Annotated in this window: 20 protein-coding genes; 6 read left to right on the top strand and 14 right to left on the bottom strand. The window is 54.9% G+C overall.

Features of this window, described 5'->3' with window-relative positions:
- The first annotated feature begins 82 nt into the window (after positions 1 to 82).
- From LOY68_RS19635 to LOY68_RS19620, 4 genes are all read left to right on the top strand, one after another.
- Positions 83 to 325 carry a hypothetical protein gene (locus LOY68_RS19635; RefSeq protein ID WP_054051018.1) on the top strand — a complete coding sequence of 81 codons (243 nt, stop codon included), beginning with the start codon at positions 83 to 85 and terminating at the stop codon, positions 323 to 325.
- A gap of 11 nt (positions 326 to 336) precedes the next feature.
- Positions 337 to 504, top strand: coding sequence for a hypothetical protein (locus tag LOY68_RS19630; protein WP_166655970.1), 168 nt, complete (start codon positions 337 to 339; stop codon positions 502 to 504).
- 86 nt (positions 505 to 590) lie between these two features.
- Entirely contained in the window at positions 591 to 1175 is a 585-nt protein-coding gene (locus tag LOY68_RS19625; RefSeq protein WP_265039281.1) for a hypothetical protein, read from the top strand.
- A gap of 330 nt (positions 1176 to 1505) precedes the next feature.
- On the top strand, positions 1506 to 2333 hold the full coding sequence (locus LOY68_RS19620; RefSeq protein WP_265039279.1) for a VanW family protein: 828 nt from the start codon (positions 1506 to 1508) through the stop codon (positions 2331 to 2333).
- A gap of 53 nt (positions 2334 to 2386) precedes the next feature.
- Here the strand turns inward: LOY68_RS19620 and LOY68_RS19615 are convergent, their stop codons facing one another.
- Entirely contained in the window at positions 2387 to 2569 is a 183-nt protein-coding gene (locus LOY68_RS19615) for a hypothetical protein (protein WP_265039278.1), read from the bottom strand.
- Positions 2570 to 2684: 115 nt separating this feature from the next.
- Here LOY68_RS19615 and LOY68_RS19610 point away from each other — a divergent pair, with 115 nt between their 5' ends.
- Positions 2685 to 3089 (top strand): hypothetical protein, encoded by a 405-nt coding sequence (locus LOY68_RS19610; protein ID WP_265039277.1) that lies wholly within the window; start codon positions 2685 to 2687, stop codon positions 3087 to 3089.
- Positions 3090 to 3164: 75 nt separating this feature from the next.
- On the opposite strand, the gene LOY68_RS19605 is transcribed toward LOY68_RS19610, so the two are convergent.
- The 11 genes from LOY68_RS19605 to LOY68_RS19555 form a co-directional block, all read right to left on the bottom strand.
- Positions 3165 to 5027 (bottom strand): hypothetical protein, encoded by a 1863-nt coding sequence (locus LOY68_RS19605; RefSeq protein WP_265039275.1) that lies wholly within the window; start codon positions 5025 to 5027, stop codon positions 3165 to 3167.
- A gap of 121 nt (positions 5028 to 5148) precedes the next feature.
- Entirely contained in the window at positions 5149 to 5835 is a 687-nt protein-coding gene (locus LOY68_RS19600) for a hypothetical protein (protein ID WP_265039273.1), read from the bottom strand.
- Positions 5836 to 6111: 276 nt separating this feature from the next.
- Positions 6112 to 6570 (bottom strand): hypothetical protein, encoded by a 459-nt coding sequence (locus LOY68_RS19595; RefSeq protein ID WP_265039272.1) that lies wholly within the window; start codon positions 6568 to 6570, stop codon positions 6112 to 6114.
- A 209-nt stretch (positions 6571 to 6779) separates the two neighbouring features.
- Entirely contained in the window at positions 6780 to 7205 is a 426-nt protein-coding gene (locus LOY68_RS19590) for an SMI1/KNR4 family protein (protein ID WP_265039270.1), read from the bottom strand.
- Between the two features lie 912 nt (positions 7206 to 8117).
- Positions 8118 to 8423: a hypothetical protein gene (locus LOY68_RS19585; RefSeq protein WP_265039269.1), complete on the bottom strand. Its 306-nt coding sequence runs from the start codon at positions 8421 to 8423 to the stop codon at positions 8118 to 8120.
- Positions 8424 to 13079, bottom strand: coding sequence for an RHS repeat protein (locus LOY68_RS19580; protein ID WP_265039267.1), 4656 nt, complete (start codon positions 13077 to 13079; stop codon positions 8424 to 8426). It lies immediately after the preceding gene.
- Complete coding sequence (locus LOY68_RS19575; RefSeq protein ID WP_265039265.1) at positions 13079 to 13816, bottom strand: DUF4123 domain-containing protein; 738 nt, start codon at positions 13814 to 13816, stop codon at positions 13079 to 13081. The genes LOY68_RS19580 and LOY68_RS19575 overlap by 1 nt, the downstream gene beginning before the upstream one ends.
- The gene (gene tssI / locus LOY68_RS19570) at positions 13806 to 15848 is read right to left on the bottom strand and encodes a type VI secretion system tip protein TssI/VgrG (RefSeq protein WP_265039263.1); all 2043 of its coding nucleotides are present in this window, start codon (positions 15846 to 15848) and stop codon (positions 13806 to 13808) included. Before tssI ends, LOY68_RS19575 begins: the two co-directional genes overlap by 11 nt.
- Positions 15849 to 15979: 131 nt before the next feature.
- A complete protein-coding gene (locus LOY68_RS19565) occupies positions 15980 to 16495 on the bottom strand; it encodes an Hcp family type VI secretion system effector (protein ID WP_054051032.1) in 516 nt (171 codons plus the stop codon).
- A gap of 311 nt (positions 16496 to 16806) precedes the next feature.
- The gene (locus tag LOY68_RS19560; protein WP_163914078.1) at positions 16807 to 17112 is read right to left on the bottom strand and encodes an ArsR/SmtB family transcription factor; all 306 of its coding nucleotides are present in this window, start codon (positions 17110 to 17112) and stop codon (positions 16807 to 16809) included.
- Positions 17113 to 17210: 98 nt separating this feature from the next.
- The gene (locus LOY68_RS19555) at positions 17211 to 18341 is read right to left on the bottom strand and encodes an alkene reductase (RefSeq protein WP_265039256.1); all 1131 of its coding nucleotides are present in this window, start codon (positions 18339 to 18341) and stop codon (positions 17211 to 17213) included.
- Positions 18342 to 18593: 252 nt separating this feature from the next.
- On the opposite strand from LOY68_RS19555, the gene LOY68_RS19550 reads away from it, so the two are divergent.
- A complete protein-coding gene (locus LOY68_RS19550; protein WP_265039254.1) occupies positions 18594 to 19274 on the top strand; it encodes a type 1 glutamine amidotransferase domain-containing protein in 681 nt (226 codons plus the stop codon).
- Positions 19275 to 19361: 87 nt separating this feature from the next.
- Here the strand turns inward: LOY68_RS19550 and LOY68_RS19545 are convergent, their stop codons facing one another.
- Positions 19362 to 20741, bottom strand: coding sequence for a VOC family protein (locus LOY68_RS19545; RefSeq protein WP_265039252.1), 1380 nt, complete (start codon positions 20739 to 20741; stop codon positions 19362 to 19364).
- Between the two features lie 88 nt (positions 20742 to 20829).
- Positions 20830 to 22050, bottom strand: a complete 1221-nt coding sequence (gene glcF, locus LOY68_RS19540) for a glycolate oxidase subunit GlcF (protein ID WP_265039250.1) — start codon at positions 22048 to 22050, stop codon at positions 20830 to 20832.
- Position 22051 lies beyond the last annotated feature (1 nt).

The following is a 22051-nucleotide window of genomic DNA, read 5'->3' as shown; positions in this document are numbered from 1 at the left end:
TGTTATTGCAGTGATGAAACCCACCGGAACTCCAACCGTCGGCCAACCCTCTACCGTACGAACGCCCCTGCAGGAGCCCGTCATGAGCGACGACCTCAAACCCCCAGACCTCGCCACCTGGCAACGTTTGTTCGACGACAAAGCCTACTGGCAACAGTCCCCCGACGCCCACTACAGCGAACTGCTGCGGGTGGCCGATGACTTGCTGGGGCAGGGCGCCATCGACCTCGAACAATGGCAAACCCTGAAAGCCAAGGCCGAGCAATCCCACCGGGATTCGCCCGCCGTCAATGTCGCTCGCGAAGTCGACGACCCCGAAGCCTGAGGAACACTGCGATGAAACCGATCACCGAATCCGAACACCCCGACGAACCCCGGCCACCCGGTGAAACAGAGCGCGACAACGACGCCCTGCGCCCCACCGATCCGAACAAACGCAAGGAAAACAGTAAGGGCACCGACAGCGGCGAATCCACCGCGCAAGAAACCGCTAACACTCCCTGAACAGCGTCTATGCTCATTGGCACGCACGGAGCGGACCCTTGATCCAGAGCCGTGCGCTGCCATCAATCACAGGGAATGTACTGTTTATGAAATTCAACGCACTGGCCCAAGCCATCACCCTCGCCACCCTCCTGTCCGCCGCCAGCCTCAGCGCCATCGCTGCCGACATTCCACTGTCCGCCGCCGTAGAAGCCGATCAAGTCACCACCAAAGTCCTCGCCGTCGACGCCGCCAAACACCAGGTGGTCCTGGAAGGCGCCGGGGGTCGTCAAGTTCATGTACAACTTAGCGACAAGGCCAAAGACCTCGGCAACCTCAAAGTCGGCGATAAAGTTAACGTCGAAGTGACACACTCAGTGGCCGCCTACCTCGACACCGATGTCGACAAAGGCCTGCCAGGCTCCACCGAACGCACCGGCGACATCCGCGCCACCAAAGACAACCCGAACCCCGGCGGCGAAGCCTTCCGCCAAGTGCAAGTGCAGCTGAAAATCACCAAAATCGACACCAAGAAAAACCAGGTCACCTTCGAAAACCCGGCCGGCCAATCGAAAACCGTCGACGTGTTGAGACCTGAAGTTCAAGAAAAACTGAAGGATCTTAAAGTCGGGCAGAGTGTTGTCGTGACTTACACCGATATCTTGAAAGTGACAACTCAACACGAAAGCTGAGTATTGGCTCTATCTAGAGTGATTATTCTTGTACAGATTTTTGTATAGGAATAATCGCTTTATGTTCGAGTTGGTGAGTTTGATGTATGTAAGTTTGATCTCGATAAATATCCAATGAAGCTGTGTGCATAAATTTCATGTACATGTATGCGGACATATTCATCGACTTCTATTAAAATACTTTTCGTTCGCCCAGTGTCAGGGCTCTTTACCGGTGCATGGATTGCCAGGCCATTACACTGGGCGAACACCTTCTTTCAAGTGAATACGTTAAGATACGCGGCATTTTTCAACTCAAGGAAGAAAACGGCTGCCGCCGTTCTGATACGGATGAAACCACTTTCCCTCTACCACCCGGCCCTCTACTGGTTGCGCGTGTGGCAAAAACGACTGTTCCGCCAACTGTCCTGGCGCTTCTCCCGCAAGCCTTACGCCTTGTTGTTGAACACCGACTCCCGGTTGCCGTTCCGTTACCTCAAACACACCTCCAAACTGATTCGCAAACTTGGCGATTCTGATATTGCACTGCAACACAACAAAGTCATTAACCTGACACTGGCCGTGGCCTCTGTGGATGGCGTGGTCATTGGCCCTGGCGAGTACTTCTCCTTCTGCCGATTGGTGGGTCGACCGACGCGTAAACGCGGGTATGTCGAAGGCATGGAACTGTCCTTCGGTGAAGCTCGCACGGGCGTCGGTGGTGGGATCTGCCAACTGAGCAACCTGATTCACTGGATGGCCATTCACTCGCCGTTGGTGGTGGTTGAGCGTTCCAACCACAGCTTCGATCCGTTTCCTGATGAGGGGCGAGTACTGCCATTCGGCTCCGGGGCAGCGATTTTTTATAACTATGTTGATCTGGTTTTGTATAACCCGACGGATCTTGATTTTCAGTTGAAGCTGAATGTCGGCGAGCAACAGTTGGAAGGCGAGTTGTTGTGTGAACGAGTAAGGGAGTTTCGGTATCACGTTTATCAACGTGAGCATCGATTTTTGCGGGAGGGCGGGCGAGTATTTCGGGAGAATGAGATATGGCGGGATGTAAGGACCAAGGGACAGGAGAGTCAGTTGGTGCGCAGTGAACGGCTTTACAGAAATCGGGTAGTGGTGAAGTACGCAGTGGATGATGCGTTAGTTGAAATGCCGGTCGAAATATAAAGAACGGGCGATCATAAGATCGCCCGTTTTTTGTACTTTGGGTTTAGAGGGACTTAAACCTCTTTTCTCCAACCGGAAAAGGTGATGGCTGTTCCTTCATCCTCTTTGTCCCTGATGTCGATTTTGTAGGTGCCGCCGCCAGCAACGCCGTCAATCCGTGCCTTTTCATCATTCGCTTGTAACACGGCGCCTTTTGCGTGCTGCTGGTAAAACTTCAAAACATCGGCGAACGGCATAATCGACACCGGCGCCTGAAAGAAAGGAATTCACCCGATTAAACATGCAACAATCCGCCGCCGCGCACCTGTAAGGTGCCGGCGGCAATATTTTCCCCCAATCTTAAGGATCAAGATGAGCTCCTCCCGCGCAAATATCATTGGCATGAAAGTCCACTGCAACGCCTGTGAAAAGGAATTTCCCATTGGCAAGAAACAGCAAACGCTGTTGCGCGAAGACCACCCCATTGCGTGCAAGGGCTGCAAGGCCGAACTGGTGATATCGGCCGTGGAAAAGCAGCGCTTCCTGGGTTTCGACAACCCTGCCAAACCCATGATGCTGACCATGATGCTCAGTGGCTTGTTATCGGTGTGTTTGTTCGGCGGTACTTTTCTCGGTTTCCTGAAGTCCGACACCCTGGTGCTGGTGGCCGTGGTGGTGTTGATCGGCAGTAACCTGATATTGGGGCCGATGATCAGAAGTGCGACCAAGCCCCTGATGGTCAATCTTGACCCCCAAGGCACGCCGGCTGCCGTTTGATAGTTGGCTTGCCGGCCTGCCGAGGCGGGCTGGCAATAAGAGCAAAAGGTTTTTGCAATAAGTTGTCGTATGGCGCTACCAGAACAGCGCTTGTGCGATCTGATTTGCCTCATTCCTGGTTTGCTCACCGTCCATGATTGGCGCCCTTAGCAACGACCTTTCCCCCTCGCGGTCCACGATCCAGAACGCCATCCTTATGGGCGTTTTGCGCTGGACGCCAGCAACAAAGTCGTCGGATATGGCACCTTCAACACCAGGCAGCTTCGTAACATCGAACTCCCATTTCTGGCCGGTTGCTTGCGACTTTGCGGGCTCGGCCGACTTGGGCGAAAACTTCGTCCTGCGCATATCCCCGGCTTGCAGTCCCAGCGTTTCCGACATGAACGAACGCAGTAATGATTCAAGCTTTTCGTCCGATGTCTGGGCCGAACCTACGGTAAGGCCAAGTTGTGCGCCTGTTTGCAGATTTTCGTAATAGAAACGATATTCCGTACCCAATCTCAGGCGGTAGTCGCCCACGCGCAAGGGTAGATGTATGCCTATCGAGCTGTTAACCAGCGCATTTTCATCCTTCGGCACTATCCAGCCGAGCGTAGCGTCGCTTTTCTGCCATTCGATGAGCGTCCGGTTCAGGGCGACGGCCTCCTGAGTTCTGCCCTGGCGGTAGGCGATATCAGCGGCGTAATCCAGCGCAGTGCTATAGAGAAGTTGATTGGTAAAACCGTACTCCCAGGCAGGCACGGCCAAACCCAACGCGCGGCGCGCGGCATCCAGCGCGCCGTGACGGTACTGCGACACGCCGATAAGTGTCTGCACGCGCGCCACTTCCTCCGGGAAAATGGCGTCGGGCAACGCCTGTTTCGCCAGTTCCGCAGCCTTGGACTCGCCGCCCGGAAGCTCCCAGGTTGTATCCATGTCTTGGGTCTGCTCGGCCATAGTGCGTTCGCGGAACAGCGGTGGTGCGCTTTGCCATTTCAGCGCAGCGAACAACTTTTGCATCTGCTCAACGGCCTGCGCCTTGTCCCGCGATTTGAACACCACATCGATGTCCATGCGCCAGTCGCCGCGTAGCGCCGTCCAACGAATATTGGTGCATTGCTCGCCGTCACACTCCTCTTGCCTCCCCAGTTTGACGGAAGCCAGGTCGTCGAAGGGGAGGTCAGGCATCGCCGATGCAACCGCCCGAACTTCACGCTGTTCCTGATAGGGTTTGAGCCAATCCTGGCGTTGCGATGCCGTGTATTTGCGTTGAGCTTCGTCATAAGCCAGCGAAATCTCGGCGCTCAGGCGGCCGTTTGCCAACTCCTGCGTATAGAGGAGGAGGGTGGTGTCATCGCGTTTTTCTGCGGGTTCAAACTTCGCCAGCTTCCACTGCCCCAGCAGAAGTGGCATCGAGAAGTCAGCCAATTCGTAACGCAAACGCGGCTCGTCCGGCGACAAGCGCCACAGACTGGGATAGGGACTGACGGCCGCAAAAAGCTTTTCCTCCAGGCGTACGACCTCGGCTCTTTCACCCGTCATCATGCTTGCCTCGATGGCCAGGCCCAGCATGTTCGTGATGCGCGGGTCGCGCCTGTTAGTCGACCCGACAGAGGCTGCTTGCTGCTCCCAATACGCTATCTGCTCTTCGGCGGCTTTCCGGGCCTCTTCGTATCTCTTCTGCTGGTGCAGCAGATTGACGAGCAGCACGCCCGCCTCAAGGTCCGTGAAATCCATGGCGCCGCCCTTGCGCCCCGCCTCCATGGCCGCGCGGGCGGCGACCGTGGCCTCTGCCAGTGAATTTTCGCCGCTCAAGCGTTGTGCCTCGTGCATCAGTTGCGCGGAACTGGGTGCTCGAGTTTTTGCCTGATCCGCAGGCGCCGACCAGACGGTGGGGCAGGTCGATAGCAGGATGGCGGCAAAGAGGGCGCAGTTTCGGCGTCGTATCGGGTTCTTCATGGTTGACTCTCTGGCACATGTCTAATGGGCGTACCGCACAGACACGTAAAAATGCGCTGCTCGGCGTGAGGGCGCCTCGCAATCGGAATGGACCCTAAGGTCTCAGAGGGGCGAGCTGTATTCACTGAGGCCGCTTGACCACCCAGTTTTTTATCGCGGGGTCGATTGGCTGCTCCGCTTCAACCTCTGCCGGGGTTTGACTGAGCTCCATGCCGTTTCCACAGAACGCAGTGAACACATTCCCGTTGAAACGGTAGAGCTCGACACTCGTTACGGTCTCACAGGCATCGCTGGCCACTACTTTTCGTGCGAGTTTTACCCGAGACCACTGATAGGTGTCGTACCAGTCCTTGAAATATGCTTTGGATCGGGCAGCTGATGCGCCAGGGCTCAGGATATCGCTGGCAATCCTGGCATCCAGGGGGCTCGCTAGGAGACTCGAATAAGGCTGGATATCCTGAGGGCTGACAGCATAAATACGCGCGTCCCCTCTTTTAATGTTGAGTTTAACCACCTGCAACTGAGCGTCTTCTGGATAAACTTTATAAACCACATCCAAAAGCCTCAGAAATGGACCGTGTGATTCGTTGCCCGCGTAAATGAACTTCTCGCCAAGCTTCAGATTGAAGCGCCCGGCTATCGAGTCGATTCGATCGAGCCGCTTCTGTTCCTCCAAGTCACTTTCCGCGATGGCGACAGGATTCAAGTTTTTCAGGTTTTCGGGTATTGGGGAGATCTGGACTTGGACATCTGCATGTGCGCTAAAGATGGCTGCTGCTATGACCAAGGGAATAATAGGTTTCAACATGCTTACTGCTCCTTGTAAGGGAATCGTCCGAGTTGCGTTGTTTAGCCGTCTAAAGAAAAAATCTGTCTGCTTGACGTTCAATCGCGACGTGCTTTATCAGTCATCGGCTTTTAGTGTCGTATGGATACCTTCGGCTACCTGCGCGCGATAGTAAAGCTTAGTATGATTTGGTCTACATAGGATGTATCACAGATTATGATTGAGCGAACACACTCAGATATTTTTTTGTATCCAGGTTTTCTCTATAGAAGAGGGGCTGTGCACGTCGTTATTGCTTCAGTTATCTATCGGCCAAGTTATAATTGCTCGATCTGGCCGCTGCAAAGGAACGCGGACTTTTACGCCTCTTGTTGATACTGCTTGTATATGATGGTCTGTAAGCTCGATCAGGTTAAAAGGATTTGTTTCCCTGAAAGTCATTAACCACAGTAGCGTGTTTGAGTGTTTATCGAATGCCGAGATAAATCCATCTCCACCGTAGGCGTCACATTCTCCGCCGCAGATTTTTATGTTTTTATCTTCAAAAGTTATCAGTGTTGCTAAACCTTCGGAAATTTCACATTGCGAATCTAGGTCTAATGCAGGTAGCCAGACTTTGTTTTCAAGATTCGGAGAGTTTGTGAATACGTCGAATAGGCAATAAAATCCATTGCCGATACTTATGGAGCTGGATCTAGGGTATTTTTCATTTGTAAAGCTGGTTTGAATGTGGTTTACGTCTTCGCTATATGGCATTTATGTTGCCTTTTGGTATTAGGCTTTTTTCAGTGGTTTACGAAAAAAAGAAGTCGGTTTATTTTATAGCATAGAAATTTAATTTGTGATCTTTTTTGGTCTCTTACGATGTCGATCAATATTTTTATGGTTTGATTATTATTTTAATGAAGCATCTACCAATGTTCGTGCTCAGTGATCTGTGAAATTTGTTTCAGTTGGTTTTATTTTCAAGACAAATACCAAGTGAGAAATTCAAAAAAACGGCACCACTTTAACTGCTGTTTACCTGCTAGAAAATCATCCCGGTTAGCAAGGCTAAAATCTAAAACCTTGCCGCTATTTTTGTCATATAGATAGCATCCTTCGCCTTGAACACTTGTTAGGCAAATGAAATTCTCTGGGAGCTCCCATACTTCATGAATGAAGTTGGTGCCCACTTCTATTTGATTGCTTGGATGTGCAATGTCGCACAGCTGTTCATCAGATGAGTTGCTTCTGAAAAAACTTACCTTGTAATCTAAGAAAAATTCTGAAATTTCACTATCTAAACTGATATTCAGTGCTGTTAGCGCTTCGGCGGCAGAGCGTTTATCTAATCGGTGGATATCGGCAGGTTGCTTTTCAATAAGTTGAATCAGCTTGCTCGGGATCATGTCGTGGTCTCTGCTACTCGGTCTCTACAAAATTGTGCGAGTTTTTCTTAAAGAGTTTCCTGTCGGCAGGTGTATACGGCTGTAGGCTTCAACGAAAGTAGCCCCTTTATCCTTGACTGTGCACAGTTTAATGGGTGTCCCATTTATTAATAGCCTTTTAGTTGTCTTTTTTGGCGTTAAAGGTTCGTTGCATTTCCTCCGAACCGTCCCAGTTTGGGGGCGTCTCCCAGTTTATGTTTTTCTTTTTTCAAATTATCGCGCCAATGAATGTGTTTCTTTCATCATAAAAAACGCGACCAGTCCCAACTGGTGCTCTCAATGAAGCGCATTGAAAGTATCGCTTCGGGCGCCATTCTTGAAATCGCACTTATAAGATCTTCAAATCCTGGCATTGCCGATGAAGATGCGTTTGCAGTTTCTTTTTGAGTGATGAGTTCATTTTTATACGCATCACTGGTTTTTTATAATATATTAATTTTTGAAAGTGAAACTTTCTTCTGCTGATTTTTCTAACAGTTTATCTGATTTTATCTCGCTGTTTGCAAGATGAAGTTTTGCTGTAAAAAATCTAATATATTCATGGTTAGATACCTCGATATCTCCCCGCCAATTCAGAAGCAGCGATTCGCATGTGTCATCATATAGCGAATGTAAAGCACTTTGGCTCAGCTTGTAAATCGCGTCGGCTCGGGAGGTTTTCTGCGCGTTAGAGCCACTTGACTAAATCAATTGCAGATTTGAACGCGTCGGCGCTTCTTTCTTTAATCTTATAAAGGTTTCTTGTTCTCGGGATTTAAATTGAGCGACAACACCCTTCCATGTGTCGGTTCGTCTTTGATAAAAACCAAAAAAAGGACAAATTTAATTAAAGTTACAAACTAAATTTATGCTTTGTTGTCAGGTTGATGTGTGTCATATTTCTAGTTTTTTTAAAGCGCTGGAAATAGCTTTGTGTAGTTCTTCCCAGGTTTTTGCTTTGTCGCTGAAAGTCGGTTTTTCCCAGTCGTACGCTTTAATTAAAGAGATCCTGAATGTACCGTTTTCACTAAACTCAGGATACCAGCCTATATCAAGGATCTGATCATGAGGGAAGAGGGCTTGAAATAAATCTTCCTTTAAATCATCAATGATCATTGATCTATCAATAGACTGATCGATATGGGATATGTCATCGAATGTGATTACTCCGCCAAGTTCAATTATTTTTTGTATATCCATTTAGTTTTTCTTCGCTTTAGTGAGTTTTTTGAAAGCGTCTTCGGAGATAGGGTGGCCATGAATAGTGTTTGCACTCAGCTCAACCCTCATAAATCGCGTTTCCTTACCGTCATTGGCGCCAATGGTTTTGCCCATGTCAATAACTTTCCATGGTTTTCCATTGCTAACGTCTTGGCCATTTTTGAACGCATGACGCTCAAGAGCTTCGATATCTGTTCCAGGTAAGTACTTTGCCTTACCTCCGTTTGCCGTAGATTTAACAACATCTGGCCAAGGAGCTTTGGGCGCGACGTGCTTGTTACCGTGATTTGTCCATTGAACATCAGGTGCACCTGATGTTCCCTCGTTAACCTTAGCGTTACTCGCTGGATCCTCAACGGTTCCAGGTTTGCAATTAGCTCCACCCGGACAATCACTGTTCAACCCCAACGGATCCACCCACCCCGTAGGGTTAGGCACGTACTGGTAATTGTTCAACCCACCCGCAAGCTTGATTGGATCCGGTGTCAGATACCGGCCGGTCCCCGGATTGTAGTAGCGATGGCGGTTGTAGTGTAGGCCCGTCTCAGCATCGAAGTACTGACCTTGAAAGCGCAGCGGGTTGTCTATTTCGGCGATATCGAGTGTGGCGAGGTTGCCATAAGCCCGGTATTTCGCCGACCACATGATTTCGCCGCTGTAATCAGTGAGTTCTTGCGGTGTGCCCAAATGGTCAAGTTGGTAGTAAAACGGTGTCGCTTTCAGCGGGCCTTCACCATCAAGCATGGCCAATGGGCGAAAGCTGTCCGGTTCGTAGATGTAGGTGCGATAGCGATTTTCCGCACTTTCAGCAATAACGCGTTCGCCTTGCCACATAAATTCTGTGGTTCGACCATCGACGGTCTTGGCGATACGACGGCCGAAGGCGTCGTATTTGTAGGACGCGGTGCTGCCACCGGGCATGCTGACGCCAATGAGACGATGCTGGCAGTCGTAATGGTATTCGGTAACGAGCTTTTGCCCAGTGCCGCAGCGTTCGCGACTCAGGTTTCCGTGAGCGTCGTAGTCATAGTGACGGTCGCCCTGCATCAGCAGGCGGTTACCTCTGACGTTAGCCAGTTTGGCGGCCTGCTGATTACCTTGGCCGAGCAGATTGCCCGCCGGATCGTGAGCGAAACTTTCCGGAGTGGTGCCACGGACGTTGATCAAGCGGTCGAGCGGATCGTAGTGGTAGCTGAGGCTGCCTTTGCGGCTGTCGTCGATGCCCGCAAGGTTGCCGTTGGCGTTGTAGGCATAGCGGCGGCGGAACAGATTTCGTTCTTGTTGGCTGACGGTATGCTCTTGCAACCGGCCTTGGTCGTCGTATTGATATTGACTGAGCAACAGCCCTTGCTGGCGTTGTTGTTCGCAGCCGGCGCTGAATTGGTGACTAGTCAGGCGCGAACCGTTGAGGTCAATGCTGCTCAATCGGCCGCCGGGTTGGTGGCGGTAGTCGAGCTTGCTGCCATCGGGTAGGCGACAGTGGCTCAGTTGCCCGAGATTGTCGTACTCATAACGCAGCGTGCCCCAACCTTGGTGCTCGGTGATTAGGCGGTCTTGCAGGTCGTACTCGTAGGCGAGGGGCCAATTGCCGTCGTCGACATTTACGAGGCGACCGAGGGCGTCGTAGCTATAGTGAATTTCTTCTCCGTCAGCCAAGGTTTTTACCAACAGGCGGCCAGACGAGTCGCGTTGGTACCCAGTGACCAGTTCGCTGCCGTCGTCACCGAATTCGGTTTTTTTCAGCAGTTGGCCGTTAAGGTCATATTCGTAAGCAGTACGACGGCCATCGAAGCCGATTTCCTGCTGGATCAGGCCGTTAGCGTAGTAGTCGAGGTGATACTGCTCGCCACGTTCGTTTTCGATGTCGCTGAGTAATAGGCGCGAATTGTCGTAGCGGTAGCGCAGCTGACTGCCATCCGGGTTGATACGGCGGCTGACCAGGTGCAGGCCATCGGCATATTCATAGCGGGTGACGCGTCCCAATTCATCGCGTTCAGCGGTGACACGACCGTATGGGTTGTAGGTGAACGCGCGAGTGGAACCGCCGGGCAGGGTGATTTGAGCAAGGCGGTTGGCAGCATCCCATTGGTACTGAGTAATGGTGCCGTTTTCGTCTTGGCGAGTGATCTGCCTACCCAATGCGTCGTAGCGATACTTGCGTTGTCCGCCATCCGGCAGTTGCTCTTCTATCAATTCGCCGAGATTGTTCCAACCCAGTTTATGGCGGCTGCCATCCGGGTGACAGATCTCCAACAGGCGGCCTCGCCCGTCGTAGCTGTAATGGGTGGCATTGCCGTCGGGGTCTATTTGTTGAGTGATGTCGCCTTGGATATTGCGCTGATATTTCCAGACCGCTTCGTCACGCCGAACTACCGTTACAAAACCGTTGCTGTATTCGTATAAGGTTGGTGCGTCTTCTGGCGGAATGACTGCTTCCAGGCGCCCGGCTTCGTTATATCGAAGCTCTGTAACTGTGCCTAGCGGATCTTTCTCGGCAATCAACCGGCCTTTTTCATCATATGCTTTGAGATGCTCGGCGCCATCCGGATCGACTTTGCTGATGAGTCGTGCTTGATCGTCGTGGGTGTAGATTTCCTCACTGCCGTCGGCATTGGTAACAGTGACGCTACCTTTGTCATCCCAAGCGTAGCGAGCATCCATCTGCGAAAAATTCGCCCAGTGATGGATGCATCGTGAGGATCTTCCTTCGTTTTCCCATTCCCAGAAGAAGCTTGCACCTCCAGCCAGTTGTCTTTCGAGAATGACGTGCTTCTCATCGTAAGCGTATCGTTCGCTCTCACCGGTGGCGTTCTTTGCTTCAACCAAGTGATGTTGTTCGTCGTAGCGATAGCTGACCAATGTCTGGATGGTGCTCCAGGCATCTTCCAGATTATCTGCAGGGCTGAACTGTTGGTAATCGACGCCAACAATATGTTTGCGATCGTAACGCAACAGCAAGGCACGGCCGGAGCCGTTGTCCACACGCTTGATACGCCCATGAATGTCACGGGTGATGTGGAGGCGATTTTCGTACTTGTCGCTGATGGCAACCAGCGTGGCGCCCTTGCTGTCATAGCGGAAGTGGTAGAACTGCGATACTTCGCCTGCCTGGGTAAGTATCAGTTCTGAGGGATCTTCTCCGATGAAGATTGCCGCTTCGGAAAGTTGGTTGGTAATAGCGGGTCGTTGCACGGTCGGAAGAGGAAACGTGGTGACGAGATTTTCGTGGTTGGTCCAGATAACCTCGTTACCAGTGATTTCTACACGTTGAGCCAGGGCGTGACTCCAGCCGAAACCCAGACCACAATCGATTTCTGCCGCACTGGTGCGATAAAGGCGCGTCCAACTGAACGGTAACACCCCCCCAAGTTCGCCATCGGTCAGAGTCAGTAACTCTTCACCAGTGACCATGGATACCGGGCAACCGTTAGTACAGGTTTTCTTGGCGCAGGTAGCGCTTTTTTCATCAGGGTTTGTAGATTGCTTGGAGTCGTCATCATGGTGTTCATGCTCGCGTACTTTTGCGTGATCTTGTCGACCCCAACCAATCTTCACTTTACCTTTTTCAAAAGCCCCAACCGCTGCACGAGCAGCTACCTTCTTGTATTTATCAATAGCCTCCATGAAGGCTTTCAGGATATTGAAGACAGACTTGATGAAGCCGGTTACCGCTTCAAGAATTTTTGTGCCGTAGTTCGCTAGGCGAACGCCCAAATAGGCAATACCTGAACCTGCGACCGCGTAGGTCAATACTAGGGCTAACACGAGGTCGATAAGAATGGTTACCAGAATGCTGGAAGCCTGCTTAGAGAACTCGCCTGCGACCACGCTAGGCGGCAACTCAATAAGCCAGATAGCTGCGGTTTTAAGCAGCAAAAATAACGCAGCCTGATCACTTGCCAGCAACATGAGCCTTTCCATGGCCGCCGGTGTTTCTTTCGCCAGTTTGATCAGGTCAGTGGCACTTTGACCCAGCTCTTCTGCATATTTCTGAGGGTCCTTAAGAATCTCGAATATGCGTTTCAGGCCATCAAACGCACCCTTGATGGCCTCCCAAGTACCAATGGCAGAACCATTGAGCTGTGCAAGGTAGGTGGTCGACAATGTCTGCGTTGGCCATAGCGGCTTATAGTTTTTCCACTCAGCTTCAAGCCACGTTTGCAGCTGCTGGGTCAGACCATCGTAGGAGTCAAAAAGCGCGGTGACTTGTTCCTTGGTTACATTGCTCTGGACACGGACATAGTATTTTTTCCCAGCGACTCCGTTGAAAACACCTTTGCCATGTTCGTCCAGCTCAACAGGGACGGGGCCACCACCCTTTACTGGCGTGACATCGACCTTAATGTTGCCAACAGGGATGTCATGCAGGGATACGAACTTGCTCTCGATCAGCAACTTGCCATCTTCCGGGCATACGGCAACCGTGGATGAAAACTCGCTATCGTTTGTGCTAACTGTCGCGCTCGCACTACCGAGCTTAACGGTCCTGTTCATTCCAAATAAGGCTGGTCTGTCAAAGAACTGAGGACCTTTATCCACCCACTGGGCGAAATTGCTTTCGGTCAGTTCACGATAAAGTTTCAGACTGTCCTTGAACGTACTCAGTTGGTTATCAACAAAGGCAACGCGATCCATCAGCCTTGCTCCAGAATCAGGTGGTTTAACAGTGCTTCATTAAGATTTTTCGGAGCATCGGCCTTACGCACGAAACGTGCGATTTTCAGCTTCAGGTTGCTCTCGGGATAAGCGGCGTAGATGTCTGGGCGTTCCTCTCCCAGCCATTGCATCAGGTTGCCGATCAGGGTTGACGGGTTCTGCTTGGCGAGCCCATCCAACAACCCCGTCGGCACCTCCCACCAAGGCCAATCCTTCGCCGGCGGCACCACCCTCGGCCCAACCTCAAGCCTCTGGCCGTTAATCAAGTACCGATCAAACACCGGCAGCACTTCCCCAGCCGCTTCACCCAACCCTTCAAGAATCGGATAAATATGCCGTCCATCCCAAAACCGGAAGAACACCTCAGTCCCGTCCGGCATCTTCACCTGGGTCAAACTCCGCAAATGCTCAAACACCACCTCCGGTTCGCTGCGGGACACGGCCAACCAACCCCAATCCTGGGCATCGGTTTCGGCGATCCACGACAGGAAGTTCGAGTTGGGTTTGATCTCGGTGAGGTAGGGCATCACCGGTTGCCAGGCGGCGTAGGGGGTGCCGCCCCAGATCGGGGTGACCTGGGTGGTGGGTTCCAATTGATAAAGGCTCTTCAGCGCTTCGGCATCGCTGGCGGCGCTGACGATCAAATAGAGACGCTCACCCGCTTGCAAAGGACGTTCAGCAAGCCACGACTGCGGGGTCAAAAGATCAGATCGCACAAGCACCTGCCTTGCATTTTTCACACTCTTCACAGAACGGCGCATTACGTTTCAGCGTATTGATCTGCGCTGGCGTCAACACAGCACCCGCTTTATCCGCATCCGCCTGTTTCAACGCGCCGGGCATCAACGGTGCCGCAACCGTGCCATTCCCCGGGCTGCCGCCGGAGTTCATGTTGATCACCGGGCCGCTCAGGGTGACGCCGCTGCCGTCGATCTTGATGAAGCTGCCGCCGCCCTTGAGGGTCAGTTCGCTGCCGGCTTCGAGCACGACTTTCATGCCGCTGCTCAGGTGAATTTCCTGGCCGGCTTCGATGAATTGTCCGGTGCCGATTTTGATGTGTTGATTGACGCCTACGGTGAGGTGGTCGTTGGCGCGGGTTTCGACTTTGCGGTCGGCGTAGACGGTGTGGTGTTCTTCGGCCTTGAATTCGGTGTAGCTGTTTTGCTCAACAGTATCGTGCCGTTCATTCCCGACCCGAATCTTCTGGTCGTGCTCGACGTTTTCATCCCAATCCCGCTGGGCGTGCAGGAAGATTTGTTCCTGACCTTTCTTATCCTCAATGCGCAGTTCGTTGTAACCGCCACCACCGGGGGAGCTCAGGGTTTTGAAGGTGCTGCGGGTTTTGTTCGCCGGCAGGTCGTAGGGGACGACGTTTTCCTTGTGGTACAGGCAGCCGCTGATCAGCGGTTGATCCGGGTCGCCTTCGAGGAAGGTCACCAGCACTTCCATACCGATGCGCGGGATGGCGATGCCGCCGTAGTGCGCGCCGGCCCAGGCGGAGGAGACGCGCAGCCAGCAGCTGGTTTTGTCGTCGGCCTGGCCTTCGCGGTCCCGGTGGAATTGCACTTTGACGCGGCCGTACTGGTCGCAGTGGATCTCTTCACCTTTGGGCCCGGTGACCACGGCGCTCTGGCTGCCGAGGATCCGTGGCTTGGGGTGGTTCAGCGGTGGGCGGTTCGGTACGTCCCACGGGGTGGCCTGGAATCGGTTGCGATAGCCTTGATGGAAGTCGTCCTTCAAGGCTGTGGTGTTGCTGGTGACCGACTCTTCCAGCACTTGCGGCTGTTTGCCTTCGTGGAGGACTTCAGTCAGTAGCCACAGATCGTTCCACTTGGCTTTCGGGTGTTGGGTCAGGGCCAGGAAGTGGCCGCTGACGAGGATCGGCTGATCGCTGCGGCCTTCGGCGAGTTGGAAGTCGCTGCGGTGGCGTTCGAGGGCGCGTTTGGCCAGGTGTTTGCCGCGCTCGCGGTCGATGAAGCGACCTGGGTAGTCGTAGTCTTCAAGGTCGGGCAGGGCGTCGCCGCGGTTTTCGCTTTCCAGCGTCATGCGCGGTTTTTCGAAGTCGTAGTCGCGGCGGGTGGTGCGGCTGGTGCGGGTTTCCAGGCGCAGGTCGAAGCGCTTGATCACCGGGTCGGTGGCGACCATGCCGGAGTCTTGCTGGTAGGCCACGGGCGCGAGTTTCGGGAACACCGTCTGGTCATCGCCGAACACAAGCTTGTGGGCCGTGGCGCTGTGCTGGAAGTGGTAGTGAATACCTTCTTCCTCGCACAGGCGCTGAATGAACTGCAGGTCCGATTCATCGTACTGAACGCAGTAGATGCGCTCGGGATAAATCGCCCCGACCTTGAATTCGTAGGCGTTGCCTTGGATACCGTGCTCTTCGAGGACCATGCCGACGATTTTCGGCACTGTAAGGTTCTGGAAGATGCGTTGGTTGATGCGGTGCGCCAGGTAAGACAGTTGCGGGCGCAGGGTCACCGCGTAGCGGGTCAGGCGTTTGCCGGAATCACCCTGGGCGGCGCGATAGATCTGGCCGTGGATGCCGCTGCCGTCAGGCGAAAGCTGCAGGAAGGCCGGTTTGTGCAGCAGGGTTTCGAGGTCCAGAGACGGCTTCTCGCTGACCAGCTCTACCTCAAACACAAAAGGCTGGCTGATGGCTTCCCGACCTTGCAGGGCAAGCACCTGGAGGTCGTTATCCAGACCTTCGATAGTCAGGGCAAAGTGAGTCTGATTGGCCGGCGCGAACATCCCTTGTTCCTCGTGCAGTGCTGCGGCGTAAACCAATACCCGATCAAAGGATCAGCAGACGCGAAATTCTGGAAAGGCGTAAACAACATCGACCAGCAGAGCTGGCCGATGCGTGAAGCGGTCAGCCGCGATTAAGCGACTGGTTGACGCCAGTCATCGGAACCCGAAGTACCGGATACTTCGTGGGTCCAGGTGATTTTACGGTAGGTGAACTGCACTTCTTCCAGGTGCGTGAAGTGGGAGTTCGACGGGTCCTGGCAGTTGTGCATTTTGTTGTTGATGGCGACGATGATCGCGTCTTCCAGTTTGGTGGTGTAGTAGTGCTCTTGGGTCCCTTGGGCCGAAGTGCGGTACCACTGGATAACGATTTCGCTCATGCGCTCGCCGGAGGTCAGAGCTGCTTGCAGCAGTGGCGAAGCCTTGTCGTAGACCTTGGTGATCACAACTGGCTTGTGAACGCGCTGACCGGTTGGTTGGCCGGACTGTGGGTCACGCGGGATGATCACGTCGTGGCTGAAAGCTTGAACCATGACTTGGTCTTCGTGACCTTCTTGATAAGTGTTGCCAACCGAGTCGGCGGTGAATGCGCCGGCAGTGATCAGACCTTGTTTCTCGCCAGTTACGGACATGTACGCTGGAGTAGCCATGGATGTGCTCCTTGCTGAAAATTTAGGGTGCCCGGGAGGCGGTATCGCCCGGTGGGTGCCTGACTGTTATCAAGGTCCGTGCCAGAAAAGGTGAAGGCCAGGTAAACCGGGGGGATGGCGGAGGATTTTCAAGCACTTGGACGAACATTGAGTGAAATCCCCTGACAAAGTGCGCAAGAAGTTGCGCAGTACTGCGCAACTTCTTGCGCACTCGGCTACAGCCCCCGGCAGGTCTGGCGCTTAGCGATATTGGAGCTGGTTTTCGCGGAACAAGTGCGCAACTTCTTGCGCATCAAGGCCATGCGCCATCATTAGAGCCTGGCGCCGATCTGCTCGACAAATTGTGCGATCGCGGTTTCGTTACGTCGGTAATACGTCCAGGGTCCGATCCGTTGCGAGGTCACCAGGTTGGCCCGTTGCAGGGCGGTGAGGTACAGCGATACGGTGGACTGCGACAGGCCGACCTTTTCCTGAATGATGCTGACGCACACGCCGATTTCTTCCGGGTCGCGTTCCTGGGTCGGGAAGTGCACGCGCGGCGCCTTCAACCACAGCATGATTTGCAGGCGCGTGGGGTTGGAAAGGGCTTTGATGATGTCGTTCAGATCAAGAGTCATGGTCGAGCCTGGGGGCCTGTGTGCTGCGTCGAAATAAGCCGAAACCCTGAGGCCGGCAGATCGGCGCCTTGGGTCAAGGGGCCGATCTGCCGCGCAGTTTACAGACTCGGCTGGTAGCGCGGGTAATCGCTGTAACCGACGTCGGTTCCACCGTACAGGCTGGACGCATCGAGTTCATTGAGCGGCCACTGATTCAGCAGGCGTGCCGGCAAGTCCGGGTTGGCGATAAACCAGCGGCCGAACCCGATCAAGTCGCCCCAATCGGCGTTCAGTACCTTGTCGGCGCGTTCGCTGGAGTACTTGCCGGCATACATCAGCAATCCGCTGAAGGCCTCACGCACAGCTTGGCGGAAGGTGATCGGCAGTTCCGGGGCGTTGTCCCAGTCGGCTTCGGCCAGGGACACGTAGGCAATGCCGATCTGTTCCATCAATCTGACGGCTTCCAGGTAAGTTTCGTGCGGGTTCTCTTCCACCAATCCGAGGTATACCCGCGCTTCATCGGTGCTGGCGAACAACGGAGCAAATCGCACCCCGACCCGATCCTTGCCGACTACTGCGGCCACGGCTTCCGTGATCTCGCGCAGAAAGCGCAGGCGATTGCTCAACGAGCCGCCATATTCGTCAGTGCGCTGGTTGCTGTGGGCGGAGATGAACTGGTTGACCAGATAACCGTTGGCGCAATGCAATTCGACGCCATCGAAACCGGCCTCCACGGCATTGCGTGCCGCTTGAGCGTAAAGCTGCACGAGTTCCTTGACCTGCTCGGTGCTCAGCGCCTGAGGCATGGACGGCTCGGCCAGCGCGCCGGTGCCTGGGCCGGTTTCGATAAACACACTCACCGCCGTCGCCGGGATCGCAGAAGGCGCGACCGGTGCCGCGCCATCCGGCTGCAGCGAGGTGTGGGAGACCCGACCGACATGCCACAACTGGGCAAAAATCGGTTTGCCTTCAAGGTGCACGGCAGTCGTCACGTGTTTCCAGCCGTCGATCTGTTCCTGAGTGTGAATCCCCGGCGTCCAGGCATAGCCCTGGCCGCGCGGCTCGATCTGAATCCCTTCAGTGATCAGCAAGCCGGCACTGCTGCGTTGACGGTAATACTCGGCCATCAGGGCATTGGGGATGTTGCCGGGCTGAGTGCTGCGTGAGCGAGTCAACGGCGGCAGCACCAGGCGATTTTGCAGGGTGAACGGGCCTAGGCGGATAGGCGTGAAGAGCGTGGAGCCGGTCATCGGTAAGTCCTGTAAAGCGGAATGAGTGCGCTCGTGCGCCGTCAGCCGTGGCTGAACCGGGTGCGCTGTGAACGCCTTTATAGAAGTATCACGATATTGAGATATTTCAATATTTAAATTTAAACTGCCTCCGTATCATCCGGTCTCACCGCCCTTCGATGAGTGAAACGATCCGCGCAACCCGGTGGTCAATCACTCTGTACCCAAGCGCCGTCGAGCGTCCGACTATTCCTGACTTCAAGTGAGAACGACATGAAAATCCTGATGGTTCTAACGTCCCACGATCAATTGGGAAACACGGGTAAGAAAACCGGCTTCTGGCTGGAGGAATTCGCCGCGCCGTATTACACGTTCAAGGACGCCGGCGCTCAGTTGACCCTCGCATCTCCCAAGGGTGGTCAGCCACCGCTGGACCCGAAAAGCGACGAACCGGACGCGCAAACCGCCGCTACCGACCGCTTCCGCAAAGACTCGGCGGCGCAATCGGCGTTGTCGTCCACGGTAGTGTTGAGCAGCGTGAAGGCTGAGGATTTTGACGCCGTGTTCTACCCCGGCGGTCATGGCCCGCTCTGGGACCTGGCGGAAGACAAGCATTCCATCGCACTGATCGAAGCGCTGTACAAGGCCGGCAAACCGGTCGCAACGGTCTGCCATGCGCCGGGTGTGTTGCGCCATGTGAAAGATGCGGACGGTCAGCCGTTGGTCAAAGGCAAACGTGTGACCGGGTTCAGTAATAGCGAGGAAGAGGCGGTGCAGCTGACTGATGTGGTGCCGTTTTTGGTCGAGGATGTGTTGAAGGCCAACGGCGGGATTTATTCGAAGGGCGAGGATTGGGCGAGCTATGTGACGACGGATGGGTTGTTGTTGAGTGGGCAGAATCCGGCTTCATCCGAAGCTACAGCTGAGGCGTTATTGGCAGCCTTGAAAAAATAAGATCAAAAGATCGCAGTCTTCGGCAGCTCCTACATTGGAATGCGTACACCCGTAGGAGCTGCCGAAGGCTGCGATCTTTTCAATGCGTCATCGCTTAAGGGCTGTCAGACACTCATCAATCGAGCGTTGCTGCGTCTCGGCATACAGCCCCAACTCATCAATCGTCCTGCGCCCCAGCGCTTGCTCGAACGCCTGCTGGTTTGAATGCACACCGTAATGGGTTTGCGCCGCATCCCCCAGGTTCGACTGGAAAATCCCTGCCGCGCTGACCGGCAAGAAGTCCTCATACACCAAGGGCTCAACCCGCACATAGCCGCCACTGAGCAAATCGTCCAGCGTCACGCCGTCCAACCCATCAGCGGCCAGGCCTTTTTCCGTCACGAAGTAGCGAAAGTACGCCAGTTCCTGTCGGCGCATGCCTTCAAGCGTGTCAGGGAATTCGCCAAAGTGTTGCGCCATCAACTCGTTGTAACGCTCGGCATTGGCTTCGTTCGGGAAGTCCTTGAGTTCATCCCGAGCGGCATTCAGCAGGCGATCGTAAAGCGCCCGGCCTTTGGGCGTGAGCGCCGCACCGCGTTGTTCGATTTCGCCGAAGCGCGCGCTGTGGCTGCCGCGTGTCTGGTCTTGATCGGTGAAAGCAATCGGCTCGTCCAGCGCTTTGAAACTGGTCTGGCGCAGCAAGATCGGGCATTGACGGCGCGGCGGGCCTTCGATCACGGCTTTGGGGGTGATGCCATGGGCCGGCATTTGTGCCTGGACGATATCGATATCCAGAGTGCGCGGGGTCAGGTGATTGATGTGCGGGCCTTTGAACGCCACGACGTCGGCGATCAGTCGATGCTGGGCGCTGAGTTGCTGGTATTGCGCGGCGGTGACGGTGGCGCTGTGGTGCCAGCGAAAGGTTTCCAGCGCCTGCTCGACGAATTCCCAGGCTTGTTTTTCCGTCAGCCCACCCTGGGTTTCGGCGTGTTCGATCAGCGCCAACGCCTCGGGGGTGAAGATCGAGCGTTTATCCAGCACCGATAGAGCGAACGCCCGCAACTCCAGGTCTTCGATCAGTTCCAGGCGCAGCAGTGAGGTGAACACCCGGAACGGGCTGACCTGCAACGCCGCTTCGTGCACCGCGCGAAACGCCGTGGAATGCACCGGCACGCCGGCCGGGGTCAGGTCGTAATAACCCACCGGTTGCATGCCCATCACCGCGAACAGCCGGGCAAGGGTCGCCAGTTCTGCGGCGGTGCCGACGCGGATCGCGCCGTGGCGTTCCAGGTCCAGGCGCTGAATTTCGCCGGTGCTTTCGAGCTGTCGGGCGATCTGTGGATCGTTGGCCAATACGTCGCGGTTGGTTTGCTCCACCAGTTCCATCAGCGCGCCGTACAGCGGCACTTCTTCGCGGTACATGTCGGACATCGCTTTGGAGAAGCGTTGGCGGATCAGGTCGGGGCTGACGAAGCTGGGGTGGCTCATGAAAAAAATTCCTGGCGCGGTGACAGAGAGGATGGGGGAAAAGATCGCAGCCTTCAGCGGCGGCGACAAACGAAGATTCCTACGAACTTCATTCTCCCAGCGACTGGTCCACCAGTTCGATCCAGTGCCGCACCTGAGTTCGCCCGGCGCTGGCGAGGTGACTCTGGCAGCCGATGTTCGCAGTGACGATCAATTCGGGCTGGCCGCTTTCCAGGGCATTGAGCTTGTTGTCCCGCAGTTGCCGCGCCAGTTCCGGTTGGGTCAGGGAATACGTACCGGCCGAACCACAACATAAATGACTGTCGGGAACCGCCGTCAGGTTGAAGCCCAATCGGGTGAGGACAGCCTCCACCGCGCCGCCGAGTTTCTGCGCGTGCTGCAACGTGCAGGGGCAGTGGAAGGCAATCTTGCGATCCGTCGCGGCGCACACCCGTTCCAGTGGCTCATCGGCCAGCACTTGCACCAGATCCAGCGCCAGCGCGCTGACCCGCTGAGCCTTGGCCGCATACAGCGGATCGCCCTCCAGCAAATGCGCGTAATCCTTGATGAACGCGCCGCAACCGCTGGCCGTCTGGACGATGGCTTCGGCGCCGTTTTCCAGGTGCGGCCACCAGGCGTCGATATTGTGTCGGGCGCGCTCCAGCCCTTTGGCCTGGGCGTCGAGGTGATAATCCAGCGCACCGCAACAACCGGCCTGCGGCGCCGGGATGACGCTGATCCCCAACCGATCCAGCACCCGCGCCGTGGCGGCATTGGTGTTGGGCGACAAACCGGGTTGCACGCAGCCTTCGAGCATCAACACCCGACGTGCATGTCGAGGGGCAGGGCGCTCGCCGGTGTCAGGCAAGTCGTGGGGCAGCTTCGCTTCGACACTGCGCGGCAACAACGGACGGAATGTCGCGCCGATCCGCAGCAGCGACTTGAACAGGTTCGGGTTCGGCGCCAAGGCGCGCAGGCCCTCGCGCAACAAGCGCTGCCCCGCCGGACGTGGCACGGCTTGATCGACCACCGCGCGACCAATGTCGAACAGGTTGTGGTAATCGACCCCGGACGGGCAGGTGGTTTCGCAGTTGCGGCACGACAGGCAACGGTCCAGGTGCAGTTGGGTTTTCGCCGTGGCAGGCGCACCTTCCAGCACCTGCTTGATCAGATAAATGCGCCCGCGCGGGCCGTCCAGCTCATCCCCCAGCAATTGATAGGTCGGGCAAGTGGCGTTGCAGAATCCGCAATGCACGCAGGTGCGCAGGATTTTTTCCGCTTCCTCGGCCCGAGGCAGTTTGCGTGATTGTTCGCTGAGGGTGGTTTGCATG

It is taken from the genome of Pseudomonas sp. B21-053 (assembly GCF_026016365.1).
Classification (GTDB): Bacteria; Pseudomonadota; Gammaproteobacteria; order Pseudomonadales; family Pseudomonadaceae; genus Aquipseudomonas; species Aquipseudomonas nunensis.
The sequence above is the reverse complement of the archived record's forward strand: the minus strand, read 5'-3'. Positions and strand labels throughout refer to the sequence as shown.

Excerpts from the sequence above, each read along its gene's own strand:
- LOY68_RS19585 (WP_265039269.1), bottom strand. The coding sequence starts at position 8,423 with ATGGATATACAAAAAATAATTGAACTTGGCGGAGTAATCACATTCGAT.
- glcF (WP_265039250.1), bottom strand. The coding sequence starts at position 22,050 with ATGCAAACCACCCTCAGCGAACAATCACGCAAACTGCCTCGGGCCGAG.
- LOY68_RS19545 (WP_265039252.1), bottom strand. The coding sequence starts at position 20,741 with ATGAGCCACCCCAGCTTCGTCAGCCCCGACCTGATCCGCCAACGCTTC.
- LOY68_RS19555 (WP_265039256.1), bottom strand. The coding sequence starts at position 18,341 with ATGACCGGCTCCACGCTCTTCACGCCTATCCGCCTAGGCCCGTTCACC.
- LOY68_RS19635 (WP_054051018.1), top strand. The coding sequence starts at position 83 with ATGAGCGACGACCTCAAACCCCCAGACCTCGCCACCTGGCAACGTTTG.
- tssI (WP_265039263.1), bottom strand. The coding sequence starts at position 15,848 with ATGTTCGCGCCGGCCAATCAGACTCACTTTGCCCTGACTATCGAAGGT.
- LOY68_RS19610 (WP_265039277.1), top strand. The coding sequence starts at position 2,685 with ATGAGCTCCTCCCGCGCAAATATCATTGGCATGAAAGTCCACTGCAAC.
- LOY68_RS19600 (WP_265039273.1), bottom strand. The coding sequence starts at position 5,835 with ATGTTGAAACCTATTATTCCCTTGGTCATAGCAGCAGCCATCTTTAGC.
- LOY68_RS19550 (WP_265039254.1), top strand. The coding sequence starts at position 18,594 with ATGAAAATCCTGATGGTTCTAACGTCCCACGATCAATTGGGAAACACG.
- LOY68_RS19615 (WP_265039278.1), bottom strand. The coding sequence starts at position 2,569 with ATGCCGTTCGCCGATGTTTTGAAGTTTTACCAGCAGCACGCAAAAGGC.
- LOY68_RS19595 (WP_265039272.1), bottom strand. The coding sequence starts at position 6,570 with ATGCCATATAGCGAAGACGTAAACCACATTCAAACCAGCTTTACAAAT.
- LOY68_RS19620 (WP_265039279.1), top strand. The coding sequence starts at position 1,506 with ATGAAACCACTTTCCCTCTACCACCCGGCCCTCTACTGGTTGCGCGTG.
- LOY68_RS19580 (WP_265039267.1), bottom strand. The coding sequence starts at position 13,079 with ATGGATCGCGTTGCCTTTGTTGATAACCAACTGAGTACGTTCAAGGAC.
- LOY68_RS19605 (WP_265039275.1), bottom strand. The coding sequence starts at position 5,027 with ATGAAGAACCCGATACGACGCCGAAACTGCGCCCTCTTTGCCGCCATC.
- LOY68_RS19590 (WP_265039270.1), bottom strand. The coding sequence starts at position 7,205 with ATGATCCCGAGCAAGCTGATTCAACTTATTGAAAAGCAACCTGCCGAT.
- LOY68_RS19560 (WP_163914078.1), bottom strand. The coding sequence starts at position 17,112 with ATGACTCTTGATCTGAACGACATCATCAAAGCCCTTTCCAACCCCACG.
- LOY68_RS19630 (WP_166655970.1), top strand. The coding sequence starts at position 337 with ATGAAACCGATCACCGAATCCGAACACCCCGACGAACCCCGGCCACCC.
- LOY68_RS19565 (WP_054051032.1), bottom strand. The coding sequence starts at position 16,495 with ATGGCTACTCCAGCGTACATGTCCGTAACTGGCGAGAAACAAGGTCTG.
- LOY68_RS19625 (WP_265039281.1), top strand. The coding sequence starts at position 591 with ATGAAATTCAACGCACTGGCCCAAGCCATCACCCTCGCCACCCTCCTG.